A 22,882-nucleotide genomic window follows, 5' to 3' on the forward strand; every position below is an offset into this window, starting at 1 on the left:
GGTCATTGAGAACCATGTGAGTTTGATAAGTGAGGTTTTCCTCTGATCATTAATTAATAATAATTAGGGGTACTGTTATTTAGAAATATAATATATACTTGATTAGAAGAGAAATAGGTATTAAAAAAAAGAAAGAGAGCGAAAAAATGGAAAAGTTTTTTAAAGCAATAGAGGAAAAGATAAGAAAGTCAGGATATCCTGGAGAAGTCAGTGGCGAAGAAATCTACGCTGAAATAAGTGATGAGGCCGAGGATCAAGAAGAAGGAAGTTACTTATTCATGAAGAAGCAAGATGATGATATCATGTTCGAATACAGAGTGGATATTTTAGAGGACAATATTAATTTAGCAACCCTCACGATACATACATCAGAGAGAAATTACTTTATTGATTTTGATGCTGAATAGATAGACGTATTGGTGATGAAGTATGTTACTGGTAAAATAAAATTGGGTTTTAAGAATTTTTATGATTTTTTTAAAACACTCCGTCTTAATTACAATATTTAAGGAATATAAATAGTAATTTGTGGAGGGAATTTAATGCAAAAAGTATATGAAACTGAAAGACTTATATTAAAGATATTGGACAATTCCTATGCGGAATTGGTCATAGATTATTATTTGAGAAATAAGTCTTTTTTAGAAGAGTGGGAAGCAGTGAAGCGTGAAGAATTTTATACAAATAAATATCAGGAAGAACAATTGGGTGAAGAGTTATCTAATATTGAAAATAAAAGATCTTTTAGGTTATGGGTTTTCAAAAAAGATGATGATAATGGGATAATAGGTTCTGTTGGTTTTAATAATATTGTAAGAGGAGCATTTCTATCCTGTCATCTTGGTTACAAATTGGACAAGGAAGAAGTAAATAAAGGATATATAACTGAGGCAATTCAAAAGGGTATTGAAATCATGTTTAATGAATTTGGATTGCATAGAATCGAAGCAAATATCATGCCTAAGAATAAACGTTCTTTAAGGGTGGTTGAAAAGTTAGGGTTTTATAACGAGGGATTAGCATACAAATATTTAAAGATAAATGGGAAATGGGAAGATCATATACATATGGTTTTATTAAATGATAAGGTTTAGTAAAGATAATGTATATTTTTCATAAAAGGATACATTAAGGTATATTTTATATAACTTGCTTAATTCTGAAGAACTATGGAATATAAAATAAGAATTTGGTAAAATGTGATTATAGTTAGGATATGAACCATAATGCTTTGTTTGGGATCTTATTTTGAAAGGGAGTTTTATTATGGGAGAATTATCAAATCTGCCTAATATCGGAAAAGAAGTTGAAAGTCAGTTGAATAAAGTAGGTATATTTACTTATGATGAATTAAAAGATATTGGTGCAGAACAGGCATGGCTGAAGATACAAGAAATTGATGCTTCTGCATGTATTCACAGATTGTTAGCACTGGAAGGCGCAATTCACGGTGTTAAGAAAATAGAGTTACCACAGGAACGTAAAGCAAATCTAAAAGACTTTTATAATTGGCATAAGGGCAAATAGGAATTTGAAGGTTAAATGGAAGATAAGTTAGAATTCAATAATGATTTTATGGCTAACTGTGAGAAAGTTAGCCTTGTTTTTTGCATATAATCAAGGCGACTTTGTATAATATTACGATTTATTTTCATATAAAGGGGAGTTTACAATATGACTGTTTATATAGCATTGTTAAGAGGTATTAACGTAGGTGGAAAAAATATAATTAAGATGGCAGATTTGAAACGAGTATTTGAATCAATTGGACTTTGTGAAGTAAAAACATATATTCAAAGTGGAAATGTTCTATTCAAATCAAATGACGTAGAGAATTCTCTTTGCAATAAAATTGAACATGAGATTGAGGCTGTCTTTGGGATTGCTGTAAAAGTTATTTTAAGGACATCCACTGAGTTAGAACAAATTATTTTGAATTGCCCATTCTCGAAGGATGAATTAATAGAAGCAGAGGCGTTATCCGAAGTAGAGACTCTGTATGCTGCGTTAATGAAGCATACTCCTTTAAAAGAGAAGGTTGAGTGCTTAGATGTTTACAGAAGTGAAAGTGATAAGTATCAAGTTATAGGAAGAGAGGTATATCTTTTATTTCATCATAGTATTCGTAATTCAAAACTTGCTAATAATCTTTACAAATTAGATGTACCAATAACTGTGCGTAATTGGAAAACATTAAGCAAACTTAATGAATTAGCAAAAGCTATGGAAATATAAAAAGAAAAGTATTATTATATAAATTTTTGTTTAACGGTAATATAATAGTAGGTGTTTTTGTTTATAAGCAGAAAGAAGGGATAGAACTCATGAGTATGAATATTATGGTTGTAGACGATGAGCAGTCCATAGCAGATCTAATTGAAGTTTATTTAAAAAATGAAGGTTTTACAATATACAAATTTTATAACGGTAAAGATGCGCTCAGGTGTGTTGAGTCGGAACAGTTAGAGCTTGCGATACTAGATGTCATGCTGCCGGATATTGATGGCTTTACTCTCTGCCAGAAAATTAGGAAAAAACATAATTTTCCCGTAATCATGCTGACAGCTAAAGAAGAAGAAATCGATAAGATTACCGGACTGACATTAGGTGCGGACGACTATATCACTAAACCGTTTCGCCCTTTGGAACTTGTTGCCCGTGTAAAGGCACAGCTCCGTAGATTTACCAAATATAATTCTTCAGAGCCAAACCGGGAAGAACATTTGATTGCCTTTTCTGGCTTGGTACTAGACATGGATACCCATGAATGTACTCTGAATGAAAAAAAGCTATCCCTCACTCCTACAGAGTTTTCAATTCTTTGGGCTCTTTGCTCCAATCGCGGACGGGTGGTAAGTTCGGAAGAATTGTTCCGTGAGGTATGGAAAGATAAGTATTTTACCAACAGCAACAATACGGTAATGGTCCATATCCGGCATTTAAGAGAAAAAATGCAGGACAGTGCAGAGCATCCCAAATATATCAAAACTGTATGGGGAGTTGGCTATAAAATTGAAAAGTAAGATGGATAAAAGAAGGAATGATTATACAAAAATAAAAAGAAAAATATTTTTCAGAATGCTCCTAATTATTTTTACCACAGCTGCAACAGTTTACTTTCTGCGTTTTTTCATTCAAGAAAACTTCAGTGTTGGAGATAGTATTGTACAATTTTTAAAAAATACGTTTCATATGCGTGATAGAGATGCTGTAATGATTTCTCATCTTCTATTTCTTAATAATATGGAAGCTATTACACTTATTGTGATTCTGGTATTCTTGGTTGTTTTACTTAAGGTTTCAATTTCTTGGTTTACAAAATATTTTGATGAAGTAAGTAGCGGAATGGATAGACTTGCTGAGGAATCCGATGATGAAATTACGTTATCACCAGAATTGGATTTTATAGAAAACAAGCTTAATCAGATAAAAAACAACCTGGAAAAACAAAAGAAAGCTGCACTTGAGGCCGAGCAGCGCAAAAATGATTTGGTAGTTTATTTGGCGCATGATATAAAAACACCTCTGACCTCTGTTATAGGATACTTAAGTCTTCTTGATGAAGCTCCTGATATGCCTCCTGAGCAGAAGGCAAAGTATATCGGTATTACCTTGGAGAAAGCTTATCGATTAGAGCAGCTTATAAATGAGTTTTTTGAGATAACAAGATTTAATCTTCAAACTATTGTTTTGGATAAAGAAAAAATCAATTTACTTTTCATGCTCCAGCAGATTGCAGATGAATTTTATCCAATGCTGGCTCCGCAAGAAAAGCAGGTGTCCGTAAATGTGCCTGACGACCTCGCTTTGTGTGGAGACGCAGACAAACTGGCTCGTGTGTTCAATAACATCTTGAAAAATGCCATAGCCTATAGCTATGAAAACAGCGTCATTGACATTTCTGCTCAGCAGCAGGAGAAAGGTATTGTTATAACTTTTACGAATCAGGGAAATCCAATCCCGCAGGCAAAGCTTGAAACTATTTTTGAAAAGTTTTATCGATTAGATTCTGCACGTTCCACAAACACCGGTGGAGCAGGGTTAGGTTTGGCAATCGCACAAGAAATTGTCACGGCTCACCATGGAACAATCTCTGTGGAAAGTAACTCGGAAAATACTACATTTACAGTAAAGCTTCCGTCATAAGAAAATCTTAAGAAATTCATAAGATAGAATTCCAATATAGCTCCTTATTCTGTGTTTAAATAATATCAGCGCAAAATAAGCAGAGATTAGATGAAAGATGGAGGTATTATGAATAAACGGGAGAGAATTAAAACAGTCTTTTTATATGGTGTTTTCATTTGTTACATACTTTTATTAATTAAAATATTGTTCTTATCAAGAATTTCGCATTTGGAGCATAGGTCAATAAATCTCATTCCTTTTTATAGTATAATGGAATATGTATCTGGTAGTTCTGCGAATATAAGAGCATTTGCTTTTGGCAACGTGGTTGGCAATATAGTTATTTTTATTCCACTTGGGGCATATTTGTTATTATTCAAAAATGATAAAAGAGTAATAACCAATTTGTTGTTTATATTCATAGTGAGTTTGTTTGTTGAAATCATTCAGGGGATTTTAGGCATTGGAGCATCAGACATTGATGATATAATTCTAAATTGTCTGGGTGGACTGATTGGTATTTTAGGGTATAAGCTTTTATTGATTATATTGCGAAATGAGAAAAAAGTACATAATGTAATCACAATACTATCTGTGATGGGATTACCTGGTATATTATATTATTTATTTATGATGAGAATGAGATTTTAAATCCAACTCTATTCAAACTGTGAATTATGGTTTACCCAGATATGAGAAAAATGTCTACAAATATGATTAAAGAAGAAGTGTTAAAGGATTCCTCAAAAGCAGTTCTTCTTTGGGAAAAGTAGAAGATTATTATCTTGTGGTTTATATTGTGGAGGTTGTAAGAATTACAAAGAAAATTTTAATTGTATGGGATGTAGAAATGAAAAAGAGCTTGTTAATCTTATATTTGTTTAGTTATATGCATTAGATTGTAATTAAGGTTATAATTAATGTATAAGTGGGTATTTATTGCTTAATAATTTAGAAGGGGAATGTATTAATGAAGAAAGTAATTGTATGTTTATCATTTATTGCTCTGGGCATGATTTGCTTTTACTTTGCATTTCAAGATAACACGAATGCAACATTAGGGGTGCCATTAACAATAGTTGGTGCGATATCTTTCGGTATAGGGCTTTATAAAAGTTGGCGTAATGGAATTCTTACATCTGTACTGGATTTATTTCATTTTTGGCCATAACGTAAAGAAATCATTTAGCATTAAAATATTTTAGGAAGTAAATTAAGGGAAGTCATAATGACTCCCCTTAAAAATTTTACATATTTTTTTATTTTTATGTCTTTACTATGCCATAAAATACAAAAAAAGTCAAGTATTGTAGTCGGGGTATCAAAGTAGTATAAAGTATTAGAGGTGATAATTTTATGAAACAAAAAAGTTTCACAGCACTTGTAAGTGCCTTTTCGAGAGCTTACCATTCAACACAAAATACAGAGAAAGTAAAAGTATTTGATGATTATTTGGCAAGGAAAATCTTAACGGAGCATGAGTACGAACAAATAGAAAGTAATATGTCAAAAGGAATTGGTTTCTTCAATCCAACTTTTGTGGGCACACAGGACGAGGCTTTGCGATGGGTTGTTGATAATCAGTTATCTCCTTCTCCACTAGGAAGAGCAGTATTTACAGAGAGACTGCTTGAAAATGCTGTTCGTATGGGTGCAAGGCAGTATTTGATTTTTGCAGCAGGATATGACACATTTGCATATCGACAACCCAACTGGGCATCAAAAATTGAAATCTTTGAAATTGACCATCCTGCTACTGGTGCAGACAAACAAAAACGCATTCAGTCATTAGTAACGCATAAACCTGCGAATTTGCACTATATATCTGCGGATTTTACCAAAGACAACTGGCAGAGCAAATTGCTTGAATGTACACAATTTAATCAAAGTAAAATAAGCTTTTGCAGTTTGCTTGGAATAAGCTACTATTTGACTAAACAGGTTTTTATAGAAATAATCAGAACGATTTCAAAATTTGTGCCAGAAGGTAGTAGTATAGTTTTCGATTATCCAGATGAATATACTTATACTGACAAGGCGGGAGAACGAGCCAAAAAGCAGGCATTAATGGCTGGTGCGGCAAATGAAAAAATGCTTGCGAGTTATTCTTATATGGAATTGGAAAAGATATTAGCTGATAACAATTTCTTGATATATGAGCATTTGACACCAAATGAAATAACAGAGCAGTATTTCAAAAAGTATAATGAAGCAAATCCAGAGCATCCAATTACAGCATTTGATAATGTGAATTATTGTTTAGCGGTTAAAAAATAAAGGATATTGGAATTATTATAATGTAATAGTATAACTATATATTATAAATCAATGATATCTAAAGGAGACTCAGTATTGTTTTTATTTAAGTAAGAAGGGTGTATATATCGGATATTCATTGGAAGAATTATCATATTTCATTGCAATTGGAGGAATAAGGATTATGGACAATTTAGTAATTAAGGAATGTAGTTTAAAGGATATAGAAAAAATTAAATATATAGGTGAAAAAACATTCTATGAAACATTTTCCAATGATAATACAAAAGAAGATATGGAAAGCTATTTAAAAGAAAATTTTTCTTATGAGAAGTTAGATAGCGAAATCAAAAATAATGGTTCAAAATTTTACATAGTAGAAAATAATGAAGAAGTAGCTGCGTATATGAAAGTTAATTTTGACAAAGCTCAAACAGAGGCAGGGCATGATAATACATTAGAAGTTCAAAGAATTTATGTATTGCAGGAATACAAGGGTAAACATGTTGGCAAATTGCTAATACAAAAGGCTATAGAAATTGGCAAAAGTAATAATCTTGATTACATTTGGTTAGGTGTATGGGAAAACAACATCAATGCGATAAAATTTTATGAAAAGCAGGGATTTAATAAATTTGATACACATATTTTCAAATTGGGTGAAGATGAACAGATGGATAATTTAATGAAACTCATATTGTAAAGCTTATTTATAGCAAATAGAAAATATATAGGAGTAATATTCAACGGGTTTTGGGTAACCTCCTAACTATCCAGGTGGAATTGAATATTTTTTGACAGTGGTAAAGAAGGTAAATTTGAAGGGGAAGGATATATGAAAAAATCAGAACTAGGGGATGGCTTTGTTAAGTGTCTGCTAATAACTGATATTCCATACCAGTATGTTATATTCAAACCTTTGTCGCAAGTTGATATTACTAAAGAAAACCCTGAGGTAATTATATTTTACGTTAATACTAATCAGTTATCAGCACTTACGGTACTTGCAAACTATTATAGACCTGGATATGAAAATGTTATGATGCCATTTTCATCAGGATGTCAGTCTCTTTTTCTTCTTCCATATGCTGAATCTAAGAAGAAAAACCCGAGAGCAGTAGTGGGATTGATTGATATTACGATACGTCCTATGGTCGAAGCTGATATGCTTTCATTTTCTGTTCCTTACAAGATGTTTTTAGATATGGAGGAAAATGTAGAGGGAAGTTTCTTGGAGAAAGATCTATGGCACAGAGTAATGGCGAGAATGGAAAAAACAAATAAAATATAATTATGTAATCAATTTTTAAGGGAAGCTATCTAGCTTCCCTTATTTTAATTATAAGAATGGCATAGTTTATTTATGCTTTAACCATGTTTGATAATTTAATATTAATTCTTGTACCTCATTAATAAATCTGCTGGTATGGTAACCATCACAAACTGCATGATGAACTTGTATGGATATAGGAATAAGTATTTTATCAGCCTGTTTAAAGTATTTTCCAATTGTGAAAATAGGAACTAAATAGGTTCCATCATTATATATATTTAAATTAAATCCAGTAAAGCTCACCCAAGGTATGCAGGATATAGGAAATGTATTGGCGGGTTCATTCAACTTTGGAGTAAAACTCATAATGTCCCCGTAGTTTTTAATATCATGAAGATACTTACTGTAAAAACATGAAAAACTTTTATCATATTCTGTCCAGATACTTGAAAATGTTTCGTTATCCTTATGAAAGATAGTATAACTTGGACTCATACTATCCCAGTATCCTAAATTACCACTTTCATCAAAACAAGTGCGAAATTCCTTATGAGTATTAACCACAGTTGCAATGATATAAATAAATGTAGGATATAGTTTAAGTTTTTTTTGCTTAATATCATGCAATAAATTTGTTATCTCTATATTTGCTGTGATGCTATAAGTGCACCTAACAGAATTTAAATAGTGTTCAAAATATGGTTTTCTGTTCCAATGTTCAGTATCTATTAAATTAAATTTCATAATTTTAGCCTCCTAAAAAGTTTCGTTGATTGATTTTAGAAGGCTGTCTTAATTGAGACAATCACTTTACGACCCCCAAACTTGTACATATGGCCTATATTGTAGCATATATACTATAATGTATCAATAATCAGCTTATTAGAATATTATGAAATCACTTTAATCAATATTAAAGTTTTCTCTCACTAATTGCATAAATAGTGACATTGCAGGAGTAATCCATTTGTTCTTATGATAAGCGTAAATTGCTATGATTTTGCTATCAGAGCAGCCTATCTCAAGTTCTTTTAGCCTACCGTTTTCCAGTTCTTCTTCCACTGCAAAACGAGGCAGGAAAGAAATTCCTAAATTGCTTGCAACACATCTTTTGATTGCTTCAGTGCTGCCAAGTTCAATTGTATTATTTAATAATATCTCATTACCACAAAAATAATCTTCAATTATATTTCGATAAACGGATTCAGCCTCATGAACAATAAGGCTTGTATTTATTTCTTGATTTGATTTAAAAAAGTCAAATTTATTCTTCTCTAATAAAGGTGAACATATTAAAGCTAAAGTGAAATCAGCTATTTTATTAGTAATCAAACTATCATTTTGGTTCCCTACATCATACATCAAACCAAGGTCTACCTCACCCTTAGATAGGATGTTTTTTATGGCAAAGCAATTGAGTGAAATGATAGAAAGTTTTACATTAGGAGCTTTTTCTTTAAATAGGCTCAGTACATTTTGCAACTTATAAGACATCAATGATTCTGCAACTGCAATTTTCAACTCTCCTGTAATCTTATCACCATGTTTGCCGATACTCTCTATTTTTTTTACCGTATCAAGTAATTCATTTGTATAGGGTATTAATTCTTTTCCTAAGGCAGTTAATACCATGTTACGCCCAATTTTTTCAAATAGCTTGATTGAGAGCTCCTGCTCTAGCTGCTGAATTTGTGATGTAACAGTAGACTGTGTGTAGCCCAGTTTCTTTGCAGCATTTGAAAAATTACCTTCCTCTATAATGCTCTTAAATGTTTTAAAGTGCCTAATGTCCATTTATTTCACTCCATTCTACATATTATAAATAATATATTTAAAAAAATGAATTGTCAATTCGAATATATCAATTTTACAAATATATAGTTGTTTGATAGGATTAATTTATGGAAGGAGTGTAGATAAATGAACTTATTAGCAGAACAAATAAAAAGTGCAGCGCTTAGCATGGGATATGAAAAGTGCGGTATTATTAAAATATCTGATATGTTAGGTTATGAGGAAAAACTTAATGAAAGAATTGAGCGTGTTCCGGAAGTGAAGCCCTATTACGAGGGATTTTATCGTTTTGCTCACTTGCAGGATACATATCCTTGGGCAAAATCAATTGTTATCTGTGTAAGACAATATGGAAAATATCATATCCCTGAGCACTTGAAAGGTTCTATTGCTAAGTATTATTTAGTAGATAGTAGAAGGGATGAAAACTCTCAAGATTATCAAGATAGCTTAAAATTTGAAGCATATATGCAAGAAATGGGGATTAAAACAGTTACTGAAAGGAAATTTGGTATTACTGCATTACGATGGGCGGCATTAAAAGCTGGACTTGGATTAGTACGTAAAAATAATTTCTTTTATACAGAATCCGGTTCGTGGGTGTATTTAGAGGCATGGCTTATAGACCAGGAGTTAGAATCTGTTGAAATACCAACATTGAAGCCATGTCCTGAACACTGTAATTTATGTATTAAATCATGCCCAACCTCTTCTTTATCACAGCCCTATACTATGAACCGATCAAGTTGTATCTCTTGTCTTACTACATGGGAAGGTTGGGATTTACCACATGAAAAATTTAATGAGCAGATGGGGAGCTGGGTATTTGGGTGCGATGTTTGTCAAGATGCTTGTCCTTTTAATAAAAATTTATGGACAGAGGATGAGGAATTTCCAGTTCTTTCTGAACTCAGTGAAAGGTTATCCCTTGAGGAAATAATTGAAGCGAATTATGATTTTTTAGAAAATGTTGTACAACCAAAACTTTGGTATATTCCACAAGAAAAGGTTTGGCGTTATAAAACCAATGCACTTAATGCAATGCTAAATGGGTACAAACCTGAGTATTTGCCATTCATTGAAAAAGCCTGTAAGGATGAAAATGAGAATGTGCGAAATATGGCAAAGTGGGTTTTGTCAAAGTTATAAATTTATGATAAACCATAAATACATAAATGAGCTTTGATTCAAGCCTTAATTTTTTAGTGGAATCATACATGAGCATAAGGATATAGGCTTTGAATTAAAGAATAACTAAAAATGCAGCGTAAAAATTACGCCGCATTTTTATTTTACCTCATATTTGCTCACAAAAGTGTATAATTCTAAAACTGCTCTATTAACTGCTGCTCCAAAGTAAGCAACTATGATTATATCAATTATAATTCCAGTGGTTCCTAAGCCTCCTAAAAAATATATAACTATACTTAATAATGAAAAAATCATTCCATAATAAAATGCCATTTTTATTGTTAATCCTAAATTACCCAATAAAAATGAAATCCCTTTTTTAAAATTATCCAGTAACTTTCCGCCATCAGCGGCAATAGAATAATCCACATACATAAATATAAAGTTTATAAGCGCTAAGAATGCAAAGTTTTTATTAACAATTCCGAAAGCAAAAGGCATAAATTCAATAATATGAAGTATAAAAAACTTATACCAATTTTCATTTCCATTTATAAAAAAATCTCTAATCCCTGGTCTAGATTCCTCTTTAGCACTGATGACACTGAAATATCCGCTGCTTATGAAGCTTGTTATCAAAATAAAAGTAATCATAAGAAATACATTAAACAAATTGAACTCATATATGATGCCTTTAAGCCCACTAATACTATTATACTGAAATAGTGGAGATGGAAAATCTTCTAATAAAAAGCTTACACTTGGGGGGGCTGGTATAATACCTATCTTTATTGTAAATAGTTTTGTAATTGGCAAATAACTTGTTTTATAAATAAATTGATATGAAAAGAGCTGTATTAGATTTAAAACTATAGGAATGCCTATAATCCAAAGAAATTTATTTATAAATTCTCTGCCGCTTCTAAATCTATCTCCTAGCTCCATATGACATCTCCTTTTATTTTTATAGCTTTTTGTAATATAATTAAATTATACCACATTATGGAGGTAATTTAATGAAGAAACTTGGAATGTTCATTTTCACATTAATAATGCTTATATTAACTGTTCTATCTTACGCTTATGAGAACTTTAATATAGAAGCACCTAAATACAAACAGCCCAGCATCAATATAGATTCAAAAAAGTTTGGAGAAATAAAAGAAATAACGTGGCTGGAAGGTTACCCAGGAAATATTCTTTTAATATTATCAAGTAAAAAAGAAAACGGCATACCTATGTCGTATTTACATTGTTTAGATATTGATACTGGAGAATCAAAATCATTGCATGGGTTTCCTTCTCATAAAATTTTAAACAACGTTATATTTCATGATGACCCGTTTTCAAGTAAGGATATAATCACTACCTTTGACAAAGGTATTATTAAAACTAACATTACCTTAAATGAAAATAAAAAGTTAGATTGTTTCTATGATTTGATTACTATAGAAGACTTTGAAAATGCAAATAGCATGGACTTTAAAGGCAGTCTTTTCTTTACAAAACCTAATGATAATTTCATATATGTTAAACAATTTTATAGTGGGGGTTTTCCATTTTTTAGTAATCAAAGTACACCGCCAGATTTTACAAAGTATTATAAGAAGCCTTATTATATAGTTTCTGCTAATAGATTAGACGGATATTTAACTTATACTTCTTTAAAAAAAGATGGAATGCATCTATATTCCATGAAATATGATGGTACTCCAGCTGTTAGGCTAAATAAACCTAATATAGAAAATATTGTTGCTGCTAAAGATATAGGGCATTTTAGTGATGGTTATGTTGGTATGAATCTAAACGATAGCTCTCAAAATAATAAATTAAATATATTTATGATTAGAAGAAATATTGAAGATAAAGGTAGTTTCCTAAAATTAGATACAATTCCTTTTAACTTAGATAGATTTGGAGCAGTTCCTTCTATTGATTCAATTACCTTTAATGAAGATTATTCTTTAATCTATACTTCTTATAATGAGAAGCATGAAGGACAAATAAAAATTGTCAATTATAACGGAAGTCCAAAAGCTATTGTAGAGGATAAAAATTTATTTGGCCAAGTTAAAATTAGCCAAAGGTACGAAGAAAATAACAGAAAAAAACTTATTTTATACTTCACCTATGAAGGGAATAAAATTCACACAAAGATTTGTGACACTGAAGGGAATTTATTTAAGGATATTAGTGAGATGTTATTATAAAATGACGAATCTAACTAAAAGGAGAATTATATTATTATGAGAGTTAAGTCATGGATAAAATATTTTATTTATATGTGTTTAATTATAATAATAGTTTTTTTGGGACAGCATGTTTTTGGAGTCTATAAACAAAGTATTCAAGAAACATTTGATTCTAGACTTTACTATGATATTTTCATGATTATTTTTTATGGAAGTATTGGCTTATTATTAGGCTTAGAGCATTTTATTCATGAAAAAAGAAAGAAAGGCCCTTGGGCAGTGAATTTTCCTAAAATAGCATTAATGGCCGTACCCTCATTATATTTTTCATTTACTATGTTTATCTATTATAATAATATAGATGTTCTATTATTTCCTATTAAGGTCTTAATAAAAGATGGTACAAATTTTATAACTGCTTTTCAAATAATATTCGGATACTCGATTATCACAAGTTTTTATAAGAGCAATAAGGTCAATATAGACACTTTGTAATTTATTGTGAGGGGAATAGTATTTGTCTAAAGGAAAGAAGCAATAAAGTGCTTAAACAGTATGGGGAAGAAGGGTGGGAGCTTGTGAACTTTCAATGTGTAGGTGGACTAGGTTCTATGATGATATTTGTATTTAAAAGAGAAAAGAAGCAGGAATAAATAATTTTAGGAGGTGGGAATATGATTATAGGTAGAAATTTACTCCATACAAAGTTAGTATGTGTTTGTAGTGGTGTTTGTATGGAGTATTAAGCCGCTAAAAATTCTATACATACGACTTTGTATCCTATTTATTTTAGTATGTAGGAGTGAAGCCAGTATGAAATATAAGAAAGCAAATAATGTATTACCAGAACATTTAATTCTTGAAATACAGAAATATATTCAAGGAGAATATATTTATATCCCTGCACAACAATCTAGTCATAAAAAGTGGGGAGAAAAATCTGGAATTCGTGAGATTTTATCTAATAGAAATCAAGAAATTATAAAAAAATATAAAGATGGATATAAGATGATAGATTTAGCAGATGAATATTGTCTTTCTATACATTCTATAAAGCAAATTATTTATAAAAAATAACTAAGGGGGTTGCCAATAGGTAACCCTCTTTATATAAAACGATATAGAAATAAATTTTATCTTGAACTCAATATAGCGAAACAATAGAATATAGTAAGAATAAAATAGTGTTTGTATCTAGAACAATTCGTAATGTTATTGTGGCATAAGTTACGGGACTTTATTAGAAGGAGAAATTTGTTATGGAGATTAACTTGATTACAAAAAAAATACTAACCTCATTAAAAACAGTTAAAGGTATTGAAGCCGTTGTTCTTGGAGGCTCAAGAGCGAAAGGTAATTATTCGGCAAAATCGGATATAGATATTGGTATATATTATAGTGATAGTTCTCAATTAGATTTAGAAGGATTAAATCGAGTAGCCACCGAATTAGATGATACGCACCGTTCTGATCTTATAACTAAGATTGGAGAATGGGGTCCATGGATAAATGGTGGAGGATGGCTGTGTATAGACGGATTATCAACAGATTTTTTATTGAGGGATTTAAATAAAGTATCTACTGTTATAGACGATTGTTTGAATAAGATAATAACAATAGACTATCAACCTGGTCATCCTCATGGATTTGTGAATAGCATTTATGTAGCAGAGACTTATTACTGTAAAATACTTTGGAGTATCAATAATAATTTAGCAAATCTTAAAGATAAAATTACTCCATACCCTTTATCTATAAAAACGGGCATTGTAAATAAGTTCTTATGGGAAGCGGGTTTTTCTATTGCACTTGCACACAAAGGACTACTAAAAGATGATATTGTATATACTACTGGATGTATTTATCGTGTTATCTCTTGTCTTACTCAGGTTATATATGCCTTGAATGAAACTTACATTATGAATGAAAAAGGTTCTTTAGATAATATAGATGCATTCAAAATTATTCCAAAAGAGTTCAAGAAAAAAATAGAAAATATATTCTATTCATTAACGGAGAATACCGAAAATATGAATAATCTTATTGATGAATTATCAAGTATTGTTAAAGAGGTAGAGGGTTTGTGCAATAAATACATATAACTTTCAACATTAATATTGTAATATAATGTTTCGTAATATCCTTATTTTGTAAAGAAAAATATATAATTGACTTAACCTTCGGAATGTGCTAAACTTCATTTATAATTTTTGACTTGTAAATTATAATTTAATTATATAGTTTAGTTTTCTAGGGTTCCGCAATTTATCATTGGCAGGTCCGAGAGAAAACGCACAGTTTACTGTGTACACGGAAGGATAAAAGCCTGGGAGATATTTAATAATATTTCCATGGGCTTTTTTTATTTTTAAATTTTTAATACTGGAGGTATTTTGATGAAAAAGTTTGTCATTGAAGATTATTTTTGGAGTATATTTCCTAATGCAAAAATCGGAATTGTTATTTGTCGTGGTATAGATAATTCTATAAAAGATAAAGGTCAATATGCAGAAATGATCTCAGAGGCAGAAAAGGAAGCATTAAAGCATTTACAAAATGAAGAATTTAGTAAAAATAGTGTAATAAAAGTATGGAGAGAAGCATTCCAAAAATTTAAGACAAAGAAAGGTGCAAGATCATCCATAGAGGCATTATTAAAAAGAGTTCACAATGGAAATCACATAGGAACTATTAACCCACTAGTTGATATTTACAATTCTATTTCACTAAGATACGCATTACCATGCGGTGGTGAGGACATTGATACATTTGCAGGGAGTATAAGATTGACTACGGCTGAGGGTAATGAAGATTTTGTTACATTAGGAACAGATAAAAGTGAACCACCATATGAAGGTGAAATAATATACAAAGATAATGAAGGAGCAATTTGCAGATGCTGGAACTGGCGTGAAGCAGTAAGAACAATGCTTACCGAAAACACAACTAATGCTTTTTTATGTATTGAATTAATTGATGAAAGTAGATTAATAGAATTTCAGAACGCGTTAAAAGAACTATCAAAGACAGTACAAGATAATTTAGGTGGTACAAGCAAGATTTCAATTTTAGATATTAATAATAAAGAAGTAGTAATAGAGTAATTTTGGGAGGGGATAGAAATGGCTGGTTTTAGTTACAAAGAGATTTATATTGAAGATGGTAAAAGAGTACTGGAGGTAAATATACTGCCTGAAAAGTATTGCAATTTTGACTGTATATTTTGTCCTATTGGAAGGTCATATAATAAAGTACATACACAACAGTCATTTGATGAAATGAATGACTCATTAAGAGAATTAGAAGGTATGATAGAAAATAATAAGATAGAATTAGTTTTTATTAACTCAAAGGGAGAAGCTCTTGTAAATAGCCAAGTTAGTGATATTATTGATCTAATCAAAAGTAAGGGGGTACCTGTAAGGCTGCTATCTAACGGCTATTTATTAGGCAGGGATGAATATATACAAATAGCCAATAAGTGTGAAGAAGTTATTGGAGAGATAAAAGCGATTTCAGAAGAAGATTTCCAAAAGATTCAAAGACCAATTGAAGGATATACACTAGAAGAATATATTTCAAATATGATTTTATTTAATAAACAATATAAAGGAAATTTTATCTTAGAAGTAACAATCATCAAGGGCTATAATGATACAGACGAGTCTGTTAATAAGATAAAAAATATTATTAAGGAGTTGTCTCCAGACAAGATAATTGTTGAAAGAATGAATGATGAAAAGTTTAAGAAAAAACTTGGCATATCTGATGAAAGCTTTGATGAAATTTCAAAGGCATTACTAAATATATAACTATACTAATAAATAATATTCTTATAAGCGCAACTATGTATATTAAGCAACATAAAAATATGTATGTTTTAAAAGTTTTATAGGGTTCCGCAGTTTCAAATCAAAAACTGGTCTGGTCCGAGATAAAACGCACAGTACACCTGTGTTCACGGAAGGATAAAAGCCTGGGAGATATTTTATATATCGACCTTGGCTTTTTTTATTTTTTAACTTAACAAGAATGAACATTAGATTTAAAAATAATGTTAAATATTAAGATTAGGAAGGAATGAAAATTATGAAGTGGTTATTTTTGGTATTAGCAGGACTTTTAGAAATGGGGTGGGCTATAGGTTTGAAGTATTCACAAGGATTTACAAGACTTGTACCTAGTATATTTACAATATTAGGTATGATAGCAAGTTTTTATTTTTTATCTTTATCATTAAAAGATCTTCCATTAGGGACTGCATATGCAATTTGGACTGGGATTGGTACGGTTGGTACTGTAATTTTAGGAATAATACTATTTAAGGAGCCAATAAGTACAACTCGAGTAATTTGCATTGGATTTATAATAGTTGGAATTATTGGATTAAAATTAGTATCACCTCATTAATTTAAGAACTCAAAAATAAAGGATGCTGAGTTAGGTATGGCTTGACTCAGCATTTTGGTATTGTTTTAAAACAATGTTATAATTGGAATATAAGAGCAAAAAAGGCAAAACATATAGACAGGGGGCTATGATATGGAGTATATGGGAAATGAAGAATATTGGGATGAAAAATTTGCTAATAGAAGTGACAATCCATTAAGTCCAGAAAAATCAATAGTTGACAATATAAAATACTTTAAAAAAGGGACTATTCTTGATATAGCGTGCGGTGATGGTAGGAACGCTTTATTTTTACTTGAAAGAGGTTATAGAGTTACAGGAGTAGACTTTAGCAGTAAAGCGCTTGAACGCTTGAATATGTTTGCTAAAAGAAATAGTTATTTAGTAAATACAATGCAAATTGATTTAACTATGCCAAATTGTTTAGATGATATTGGAATTTACGATAACATTTTAATTAATCATTATAGATTAAATAAACATCAACTTAAAAATATTGAAAGCCATATAACTGACGGAGGTATTTTATTTGTTTGTGGTTTTGGACATAAGCATAAAGCTGATTTTAAAATTAGAAAGGAAGATTTAATCCAACCAACTGATTTTGAAGATATATCAAAGTTCTTTGAGTTAATTGAGTGTATTGAAAATCAAGACGATAGGGGATTTTTTATTACTTATATTTTTCGGAAAAGAAAAAATAAGACACAAGTTTCTTATGTGTCAACATAACTATATACTATATGATGATAAATTATATAATGAATTTGGGGTAAAAGGGGATAGAGTTTATGAAAAAGAAAGTGATATTCATTGTATTAGTATTAATGATTGTCCCGTTGTTTTTGGCTATTAAATTTAATACTGGTGCAAAAACAATAGGAGAGGCAATAAATCCATTTGGCACAAATCCAATAACTATTATTCATGAAGAAAAAAATAATAAAGGAAGTATAGTATTTAGCTATACTTCAGAGGGCAATGGATTATATACTGCGGTTTTGAGAAAAGGTATAGGTGGATATAGAACTGTTTGCAGTGGTGTACAAGGGGATATAAGACTTGTTTCAAGTAAGTTTGATATATCGCATATGTACTTTCCTAATGTAGAAAAAACCGCACTTCCAATATATTTTGGGGTAATTGGGAATCCTGATATTAGTGAAGTAAAGATTATTGAGAAAAAAAGAAATATTGAAGAGAAAGCAAAAATTATTAATGCAGATGGGATTAAAATATGGCTTGTATATATGAAAAAATTTCAAGGTTCAGATTTTGATATCATTGGCCTTTCAGCAGATGGTAAACAGTTAATTAAAATAGACGGCAATATATCTCCGTATTATGCAGAGCAAAAACCATTTAAAGGTTATAGATAATGCATATGCACGTATAATATTCGAGCAAGGGTAAGCATCATAAGATTAAACACAAAGGAATAAATTATATACTATATAGATTATATATAGTATTATAATATATGTATGAGGTTGGTAAAATTAGCAAATGCATAAGAAAATGCACTAAATATTACATGGAGGTTTTGATATGAATGCATTAGTATTGATTTTCAATATAGGTATTCCTACAGTAATGATTTTTATAGGGATTTTATATAAATATAATTTATATAAAAAGACGGATAAAATATTAGAATTAATTATACCTACAGCAATGCTTTTTACTGGACTTTCAGATGATAAGACAGATGATTTTTCTAAATACACAAATACATTGGGATTTGTTAATAGGAAATGTGGCTTGATATGGAGTATTTCAGGAGCATGTACATTACTACTCACTATGATATTTATAATATTAAATAAGTCTACAGTTTATAGTATAGGTACTAAATTATTAGAGCTTCAATGCCTAATAATAGTTGCAGTATATATTACTATAGAATATATTTTAAAAAGGAATTTTTATAAAAAAAATCATGTGCAATTTTAATTTAAAACGCTGCATGATTTTTTAAAAACTAATTAAAATAATAAAGCTGCTGACAAACATGTTTTATCAGCAGCTTTTAAATATTTACTTATCTAAATTTATAACTATACCTTTAAGTCTAGTCATAGCTTCAATGCTATATTTTATACCTTGAGTACCCATACCAGAAGATTTAACTCCTATAAAGGGGAAGTGGTCTGGTCCTCTTTCAGTTTTACCGTTAATTTGAACAGAACCAACCTCTAGTTTTTTTGCTATATAAAAGGCATTGTTAATATCCTTTGTAAATACAGAAGACTGCAGGCCGTATTCTGATTTATTTGCTATTTCTATGGCTTCATCTATATCTTTCACCCTTATTATAGGCACAACCGGGCCAAAGGGTTCTTCCCATGCAAGCCTCATGTCTATAGTTGCATTATCAAATAGCGTTGGATAGATTAAATTTCCCTTTCGTTTATTTCCTGTAACTAAGGTTGCTCCTTTATTAATTGCATCATCAATTAATTCCTGAACAAAATCTGCAGATCTGGTATCTATTAAAGGTACAATAGTGCAGTTATCCTCTGGATTTCCCACCTTTAAATCTTCAATCTTAGTTCTTAATAAAGGAACTAATTTATCAGCTACTTCATCAGTGGCAAGTATTCTTTTAACAGCAGTACATCTCTGGCCGGAATAAGAATAGGCACCAGAGACTATATCAGATGCAGTTTGCTCTAAGTCAGCATCTTCAAGGACTATAGCGGCATCCTTTCCTCCAAGTTCCATAAGTAGCGGAACCATAGTAGAAATGCTGGCAATATGTTTTCCTACCTCCGTACTACCAGTAAAGTTAATAAAATTAATTCCAGGATGTGTAAGTATATAATCACCTATGTCTGAGCCTCTTCCTGTTATTGTATTCATTACTCCTGGTGGAAGACCTGCCTCGTTTAATACCTGTGCTAAGTATAAAGCACTAATAGAACCTTGTGTTGGTGGTTTTAATATAACTGTATTTCCTCCAATTAATGCTGGTGCAATTTTTGAGCCAGATAAATTAATTGGATAATTAAAAGGTGAAATTGCGAGAACTATTCCAAGGGGTACCCTTATTACAATTGAAATTTTATTTTGTGTTCCACCTGGGAATTTATCTCCCATAATTGATTCACCTTCTAAATTTTTTCCTGCATCAGCAGTAAATTTAAAAAAATCAGCAGTTCTTTGCACCTCTGAAATGGATGATTTTCTATCCTTTGCTATTTCATGTACCAATATTTCAGCTATTTCTTCTTTGTTTTTTTCCAATATGTTTGCTGCCTTATGAAGAATCTCAGCTCTTTCATTAATAGGGGTTTCAGCCCACTTTATTCCTGCTTCTTTAGAGTTTGCTATAGCTATATCAATTTCTTCTTTGTTCATAGCCTGAACTTTTCCAACTAAGGAGCCGTCTACAGGAGATTTTATTTCAATTAATTTATTTGATGAGCTTTCAATCCAATTACCATTGTAAAGATTTTTATAGATCATATCATTGGTAAAAATCTTCTTGAACATATTATCACCTCTTATTTCTACATAATTACTACACTTGATAGTTTAGCTATTTTTAAAGTTTTTAAATATAGTAGTAAGTAACTATTCTTTTAACGAATAGACGCTTCTGCACTTAATATAATTTATTACAATTCAATGAGATTTATGTAAAATAAAACAATTAAGCATAAGACAGATATTAAAGATATATGTTTATTTAAATGATAAATATGCTAAAATATAATTTAGAACATGTTCAAAATAGAAAAAGATATAGTAAAAATTTTATTAATAACTATGAAATATAAATTGATTTATAATAGGAAAGTTTAAGATAGGATATGAGTGGAGAATTGATTATGAAAAAAATAGTAGCTTTTATTGGAAGTGCAAAACATAATGGCAATATTGATAGCATTGTAAAAAAGATATTAGAAGGTGCAAGGGAAAATGAATTAGAAACTAAAATATATTACCTAAATGATATGAACATAAAAGGCTGCCAGGGCTGCTTATACTGTAGAAAACATGATACTTGCTGTATTAACGATGATATGCAATCGGCTTATGTAGATATAAAGTCAGCAGATATCATAGTAATTGGTTCGCCAGTATATATGTGTCAAGTATCAGCGCAAACTAAATTATTATTGGACAGACTTTACCCCTTAACAGAAATAGATATGGGAAAACATATACCAAGGTTTGGTGAAAAACAGTTAATAATGGTTTATTCTCAAGCGGCACCATTTAAACTTATATTCCATAAGTATTTTAGATATTTATCTAAAAGTTTAAAAGGTATTGGGTTTAAGGAAGTAAAACGAATTGTAGCAACAAAAGCATTTACTCCAGAAGTTTCAAGAAACAATATGAAATTAATGAAAAATGCATATGAAATAGGTAAATCATTAAAATGATAAATTAATAAAGGGTTGATTAAATCAACCCTCATTTTGTTTTACTTACTTTCTAAATATTCTTTTTCATATATTTCAAGTTTCTTTATGATGTCCTCTTTAACTAAATCAAGCTTTGCAAAGTCCATATTTGGAATATAGCTTTTCTCCATCTCGTCATGAAGTGATTTAGCACTGGCAATAAGCGTAAGAGCTTTATTTATAAGCTTATAGAAATAATCTTTACATACTTCTATTTCGTCTTTATATTTATTGATAACATTAGAGTTTAGGCAATCTTCAGTGGAAATTTGAATTCCTTCAAAGCTTCTTTGATTTATTTCGTTTGATGAAATAATAGCAACACTTAAATCTGGAATAAGTATGTGTTCTATTCTTTCAGGAATAAATGGATCATGGAATACTTCAACATAGAAACCGCGTTTTAATGCTCCTTTAGAAATATAATTCATTATTTCGCTTTTTCCTGTTCCTGGTCCGCCATTTAAAACATAAATAGTTTTATAATCTTTATAGAGAGTATCTACAAAGGTTATAATACCATTTGGTGTAAAAGCAGTTGCAAATAAGTGTCTGTCAAATCCTTGGCGGGTAATAGGGGACTTACCAAGTATTTTTTCCTTTAAGTCTTCCTTTAAAGCATTGAGCTTTGATATATTTAGTGCTTCATTATTAAAATTGCTCCAATCATCGTGAACCATTTTCGCAGCACCCAAATATCTGTAAGCTCGTCTGAAAGTTTTTCCTACTTCTTTGTTTATGTCGATAATAGTTCGCCTTTGATTTTTAAATCCTTCTTCATTCCAGCATTGCCCCATATTGAGTATTTCGTCTACTGCTCCTGGATTTACAGGGTCTACCACATGTGGTGCTGTTCCATCAAGTAATGCAACATTAATATCTTTTATTACAACACCATCAAGAGAATTATTATCTGAAGAACAATGATGTAATTCAACATCGTATCCCTTATCATTAAAATAAGCTGCTACACTTTTCATTAATGAAGATTTTCCTGTTCCTGGGCCACCTTTAATGCATATTATTCTTCTTGCTTCCTCCTGACTTAAAATGTACCTATAAAATGAATAAAAACCTTTTGATGTGTTTCCTCCTGGGAAGACATCTCTTACTTTACCTTTCATAAACTCACACTCCATAAATTCATAAATTCATATATCATATATTATGTAGAAGTTTGATAAAAGGTGACTTCCATACATATAAAAAATATCTTTTTTTGACTTTAAAAATAGATAAATGTTTACAGTATTGGCAGCCATTTATAAAATTTCAACAGGTAT

At 30.5% G+C, this 22,882-nt stretch carries 28 protein-coding genes and 2 riboswitches; of the genes, 23 read left to right on the plus strand and 5 right to left on the minus strand.

All coding sequences use genetic code 11. From position 1 onward, the window contains the following. The first annotated feature begins 146 nt into the window (after window positions 1–146). The 11 genes from DP68_RS01640 (at window position 147) to DP68_RS01690 (ending at window position 7,675) form a co-directional block, all read left to right on the plus strand. Window positions 147–407, plus strand: a complete 261-nt coding sequence (locus DP68_RS01640; RefSeq protein ID WP_035305612.1) for a hypothetical protein — start codon at window positions 147–149, stop codon at window positions 405–407. 135 nt (window positions 408–542) lie between these two features. Then, window positions 543–1,094 carry a GNAT family N-acetyltransferase gene (locus DP68_RS01645; protein WP_035305162.1) on the plus strand — a complete coding sequence of 184 codons (552 nt, stop codon included), beginning with the start codon at window positions 543–545 and terminating at the stop codon, window positions 1,092–1,094. Between the two features lie 172 nt (window positions 1,095–1,266). Next, window positions 1,267–1,527 (plus strand): TfoX/Sxy family protein, encoded by a 261-nt coding sequence (locus DP68_RS01650; RefSeq protein WP_035305164.1) that lies wholly within the window; start codon window positions 1,267–1,269, stop codon window positions 1,525–1,527. Between the two features lie 147 nt (window positions 1,528–1,674). Further along, window positions 1,675–2,235, plus strand: a complete 561-nt coding sequence (locus tag DP68_RS01655; protein WP_035305167.1) for a DUF1697 domain-containing protein — start codon at window positions 1,675–1,677, stop codon at window positions 2,233–2,235. An 89-nt stretch (window positions 2,236–2,324) separates the two neighbouring features. Then, on the plus strand, window positions 2,325–3,023 hold the full coding sequence (gene vanR, locus DP68_RS01660) for a VanR-ABDEGLN family response regulator transcription factor (protein WP_035305171.1): 699 nt from the start codon (window positions 2,325–2,327) through the stop codon (window positions 3,021–3,023). Beyond that, on the plus strand, window positions 3,013–4,146 hold the full coding sequence (vanS, locus tag DP68_RS01665) for a vancomycin resistance histidine kinase VanS (protein ID WP_035305174.1): 1,134 nt from the start codon (window positions 3,013–3,015) through the stop codon (window positions 4,144–4,146). Before vanR ends, vanS begins: the two co-directional genes overlap by 11 nt. 108 nt (window positions 4,147–4,254) lie before the next feature. Continuing rightward, complete coding sequence (locus DP68_RS01670) at window positions 4,255–4,779, plus strand: VanZ family protein (RefSeq protein ID WP_035305178.1); 525 nt, start codon at window positions 4,255–4,257, stop codon at window positions 4,777–4,779. A 319-nt stretch (window positions 4,780–5,098) separates the two neighbouring features. Beyond that, a complete protein-coding gene (locus DP68_RS01675; protein WP_035305180.1) occupies window positions 5,099–5,299 on the plus strand; it encodes a hypothetical protein in 201 nt (66 codons plus the stop codon). Between the two features lie 185 nt (window positions 5,300–5,484). Next, on the plus strand, window positions 5,485–6,405 hold the full coding sequence (locus tag DP68_RS01680) for a class I SAM-dependent methyltransferase (protein WP_035305183.1): 921 nt from the start codon (window positions 5,485–5,487) through the stop codon (window positions 6,403–6,405). Window positions 6,406–6,568: 163 nt separating this feature from the next. Next, a complete protein-coding gene (locus DP68_RS01685) occupies window positions 6,569–7,087 on the plus strand; it encodes a GNAT family N-acetyltransferase (RefSeq protein WP_035305185.1) in 519 nt (172 codons plus the stop codon). A 132-nt stretch (window positions 7,088–7,219) separates the two neighbouring features. Continuing rightward, window positions 7,220–7,675, plus strand: a complete 456-nt coding sequence (locus DP68_RS01690) for a DUF169 domain-containing protein (protein ID WP_291546858.1) — start codon at window positions 7,220–7,222, stop codon at window positions 7,673–7,675. A gap of 66 nt (window positions 7,676–7,741) precedes the next feature. Here the strand turns inward: DP68_RS01690 and catA are convergent, their stop codons facing one another. After that, window positions 7,742–8,401 carry a type A chloramphenicol O-acetyltransferase gene (gene catA, locus DP68_RS01695; protein WP_035305188.1) on the minus strand — a complete coding sequence of 220 codons (660 nt, stop codon included), beginning with the start codon at window positions 8,399–8,401 and terminating at the stop codon, window positions 7,742–7,744. Between the two features lie 159 nt (window positions 8,402–8,560). Further along, window positions 8,561–9,451: a LysR family transcriptional regulator gene (locus DP68_RS01700; protein WP_035305190.1), complete on the minus strand. Its 891-nt coding sequence runs from the start codon at window positions 9,449–9,451 to the stop codon at window positions 8,561–8,563. 126 nt (window positions 9,452–9,577) lie between these two features. On the opposite strand from DP68_RS01700, the gene DP68_RS01705 reads away from it, so the two are divergent. Continuing rightward, complete coding sequence (locus DP68_RS01705) at window positions 9,578–10,600, plus strand: 4Fe-4S double cluster binding domain-containing protein (protein WP_035305192.1); 1,023 nt, start codon at window positions 9,578–9,580, stop codon at window positions 10,598–10,600. Between the two features lie 138 nt (window positions 10,601–10,738). Here DP68_RS01705 and DP68_RS01710 read toward each other — a convergent pair whose 3' ends face one another. Further along, entirely contained in the window at window positions 10,739–11,527 is a 789-nt protein-coding gene (locus tag DP68_RS01710) for a hypothetical protein (protein ID WP_035305194.1), read from the minus strand. Window positions 11,528–11,598: 71 nt separating this feature from the next. Here DP68_RS01710 and DP68_RS01715 point away from each other — a divergent pair, with 71 nt between their 5' ends. From DP68_RS01715 to DP68_RS01760, 10 genes are all read left to right on the plus strand, one after another. Next, a complete protein-coding gene (locus DP68_RS01715) occupies window positions 11,599–12,792 on the plus strand; it encodes a hypothetical protein (protein WP_035305196.1) in 1,194 nt (397 codons plus the stop codon). A 36-nt stretch (window positions 12,793–12,828) separates the two neighbouring features. After that, complete coding sequence (locus DP68_RS18785) at window positions 12,829–13,269, plus strand: hypothetical protein (RefSeq protein ID WP_052085589.1); 441 nt, start codon at window positions 12,829–12,831, stop codon at window positions 13,267–13,269. Window positions 13,270–13,587: 318 nt separating this feature from the next. Then, window positions 13,588–13,851, plus strand: a complete 264-nt coding sequence (locus DP68_RS01725) for a CD3324 family protein (RefSeq protein WP_035305200.1) — start codon at window positions 13,588–13,590, stop codon at window positions 13,849–13,851. A 182-nt stretch (window positions 13,852–14,033) separates the two neighbouring features. Continuing rightward, the gene (locus DP68_RS01730; protein ID WP_035305204.1) at window positions 14,034–14,876 is read left to right on the plus strand and encodes a nucleotidyltransferase domain-containing protein; all 843 of its coding nucleotides are present in this window, start codon (window positions 14,034–14,036) and stop codon (window positions 14,874–14,876) included. Window positions 14,877–15,013: 137 nt separating this feature from the next. Beyond that, window positions 15,014–15,109: riboswitch (guanidine-I (ykkC/yxkD leader) on the plus strand. 61 nt (window positions 15,110–15,170) lie between these two features. Next, window positions 15,171–15,878, plus strand: coding sequence for a B3/4 domain-containing protein (locus tag DP68_RS01735; protein ID WP_035305207.1), 708 nt, complete (start codon window positions 15,171–15,173; stop codon window positions 15,876–15,878). An 18-nt stretch (window positions 15,879–15,896) separates the two neighbouring features. Next, window positions 15,897–16,586, plus strand: coding sequence for a radical SAM protein (locus DP68_RS01740; RefSeq protein ID WP_035305210.1), 690 nt, complete (start codon window positions 15,897–15,899; stop codon window positions 16,584–16,586). Window positions 16,587–16,654: 68 nt separating this feature from the next. Continuing rightward, a riboswitch (guanidine-I (ykkC/yxkD leader) is annotated at window positions 16,655–16,759 on the plus strand. A gap of 104 nt (window positions 16,760–16,863) precedes the next feature. Beyond that, complete coding sequence (gene sugE, locus DP68_RS01745) at window positions 16,864–17,184, plus strand: quaternary ammonium compound efflux SMR transporter SugE (RefSeq protein ID WP_035305215.1); 321 nt, start codon at window positions 16,864–16,866, stop codon at window positions 17,182–17,184. 132 nt (window positions 17,185–17,316) lie between these two features. Beyond that, window positions 17,317–17,916: a methyltransferase domain-containing protein gene (locus tag DP68_RS01750; RefSeq protein ID WP_035305217.1), complete on the plus strand. Its 600-nt coding sequence runs from the start codon at window positions 17,317–17,319 to the stop codon at window positions 17,914–17,916. Window positions 17,917–17,975: 59 nt separating this feature from the next. After that, window positions 17,976–18,563, plus strand: a complete 588-nt coding sequence (locus DP68_RS01755) for a hypothetical protein (protein WP_035305219.1) — start codon at window positions 17,976–17,978, stop codon at window positions 18,561–18,563. A gap of 169 nt (window positions 18,564–18,732) precedes the next feature. Continuing rightward, window positions 18,733–19,137: a membrane protein gene (locus DP68_RS01760; protein ID WP_035305220.1), complete on the plus strand. Its 405-nt coding sequence runs from the start codon at window positions 18,733–18,735 to the stop codon at window positions 19,135–19,137. Window positions 19,138–19,221: 84 nt separating this feature from the next. On the opposite strand, the gene DP68_RS01765 is transcribed toward DP68_RS01760, so the two are convergent. Further along, entirely contained in the window at window positions 19,222–20,679 is a 1,458-nt protein-coding gene (locus DP68_RS01765; protein WP_035305221.1) for an NADP-dependent glyceraldehyde-3-phosphate dehydrogenase, read from the minus strand. A 338-nt stretch (window positions 20,680–21,017) separates the two neighbouring features. On the opposite strand from DP68_RS01765, the gene DP68_RS01770 reads away from it, so the two are divergent. Then, complete coding sequence (locus DP68_RS01770) at window positions 21,018–21,578, plus strand: flavodoxin family protein (protein ID WP_035305224.1); 561 nt, start codon at window positions 21,018–21,020, stop codon at window positions 21,576–21,578. A gap of 41 nt (window positions 21,579–21,619) precedes the next feature. Here the strand turns inward: DP68_RS01770 and DP68_RS01775 are convergent, their stop codons facing one another. After that, window positions 21,620–22,723 (minus strand): PRK06851 family protein, encoded by a 1,104-nt coding sequence (locus DP68_RS01775; protein ID WP_035305227.1) that lies wholly within the window; start codon window positions 22,721–22,723, stop codon window positions 21,620–21,622. Window positions 22,724–22,882 lie beyond the last annotated feature (159 nt).

The organism is Clostridium sp. HMP27, from assembly GCF_000765165.1.
Taxonomy (GTDB): domain Bacteria; phylum Bacillota; class Clostridia; order Clostridiales; family Clostridiaceae; genus Clostridium_AK.

Coding starts and splice junctions, on each gene's coding strand:
- DP68_RS01640 (WP_035305612.1), top strand. CDS start 147: ATGGAAAAGTTTTTTAAAGCAATAGAGGAAAAGATAAGAAAGTCAGGA.
- DP68_RS01645 (WP_035305162.1), top strand. CDS start 543: ATGCAAAAAGTATATGAAACTGAAAGACTTATATTAAAGATATTGGAC.
- DP68_RS01650 (WP_035305164.1), top strand. CDS start 1,267: ATGGGAGAATTATCAAATCTGCCTAATATCGGAAAAGAAGTTGAAAGT.
- DP68_RS01655 (WP_035305167.1), top strand. CDS start 1,675: ATGACTGTTTATATAGCATTGTTAAGAGGTATTAACGTAGGTGGAAAA.
- vanR (WP_035305171.1), top strand. CDS start 2,325: ATGAGTATGAATATTATGGTTGTAGACGATGAGCAGTCCATAGCAGAT.
- DP68_RS01670 (WP_035305178.1), top strand. CDS start 4,255: ATGAATAAACGGGAGAGAATTAAAACAGTCTTTTTATATGGTGTTTTC.
- DP68_RS01675 (WP_035305180.1), top strand. CDS start 5,099: ATGAAGAAAGTAATTGTATGTTTATCATTTATTGCTCTGGGCATGATT.
- DP68_RS01680 (WP_035305183.1), top strand. CDS start 5,485: ATGAAACAAAAAAGTTTCACAGCACTTGTAAGTGCCTTTTCGAGAGCT.
- DP68_RS01685 (WP_035305185.1), top strand. CDS start 6,569: ATGGACAATTTAGTAATTAAGGAATGTAGTTTAAAGGATATAGAAAAA.
- DP68_RS01690 (WP_291546858.1), top strand. CDS start 7,220: ATGAAAAAATCAGAACTAGGGGATGGCTTTGTTAAGTGTCTGCTAATA.
- catA (WP_035305188.1), bottom strand. CDS start 8,401: ATGAAATTTAATTTAATAGATACTGAACATTGGAACAGAAAACCATAT.
- DP68_RS01700 (WP_035305190.1), bottom strand. CDS start 9,451: ATGGACATTAGGCACTTTAAAACATTTAAGAGCATTATAGAGGAAGGT.
- DP68_RS01705 (WP_035305192.1), top strand. CDS start 9,578: ATGAACTTATTAGCAGAACAAATAAAAAGTGCAGCGCTTAGCATGGGA.
- DP68_RS01710 (WP_035305194.1), bottom strand. CDS start 11,527: ATGGAGCTAGGAGATAGATTTAGAAGCGGCAGAGAATTTATAAATAAA.
- DP68_RS01715 (WP_035305196.1), top strand. CDS start 11,599: ATGAAGAAACTTGGAATGTTCATTTTCACATTAATAATGCTTATATTA.
- DP68_RS18785 (WP_052085589.1), top strand. CDS start 12,829: ATGAGAGTTAAGTCATGGATAAAATATTTTATTTATATGTGTTTAATT.
- DP68_RS01725 (WP_035305200.1), top strand. CDS start 13,588: ATGAAATATAAGAAAGCAAATAATGTATTACCAGAACATTTAATTCTT.
- DP68_RS01730 (WP_035305204.1), top strand. CDS start 14,034: ATGGAGATTAACTTGATTACAAAAAAAATACTAACCTCATTAAAAACA.
- DP68_RS01735 (WP_035305207.1), top strand. CDS start 15,171: ATGAAAAAGTTTGTCATTGAAGATTATTTTTGGAGTATATTTCCTAAT.
- DP68_RS01740 (WP_035305210.1), top strand. CDS start 15,897: ATGGCTGGTTTTAGTTACAAAGAGATTTATATTGAAGATGGTAAAAGA.
- sugE (WP_035305215.1), top strand. CDS start 16,864: ATGAAGTGGTTATTTTTGGTATTAGCAGGACTTTTAGAAATGGGGTGG.
- DP68_RS01750 (WP_035305217.1), top strand. CDS start 17,317: ATGGAGTATATGGGAAATGAAGAATATTGGGATGAAAAATTTGCTAAT.
- DP68_RS01755 (WP_035305219.1), top strand. CDS start 17,976: ATGAAAAAGAAAGTGATATTCATTGTATTAGTATTAATGATTGTCCCG.
- DP68_RS01760 (WP_035305220.1), top strand. CDS start 18,733: ATGAATGCATTAGTATTGATTTTCAATATAGGTATTCCTACAGTAATG.
- DP68_RS01765 (WP_035305221.1), bottom strand. CDS start 20,679: ATGTTCAAGAAGATTTTTACCAATGATATGATCTATAAAAATCTTTAC.
- DP68_RS01770 (WP_035305224.1), top strand. CDS start 21,018: ATGAAAAAAATAGTAGCTTTTATTGGAAGTGCAAAACATAATGGCAAT.
- DP68_RS01775 (WP_035305227.1), bottom strand. CDS start 22,723: ATGAAAGGTAAAGTAAGAGATGTCTTCCCAGGAGGAAACACATCAAAA.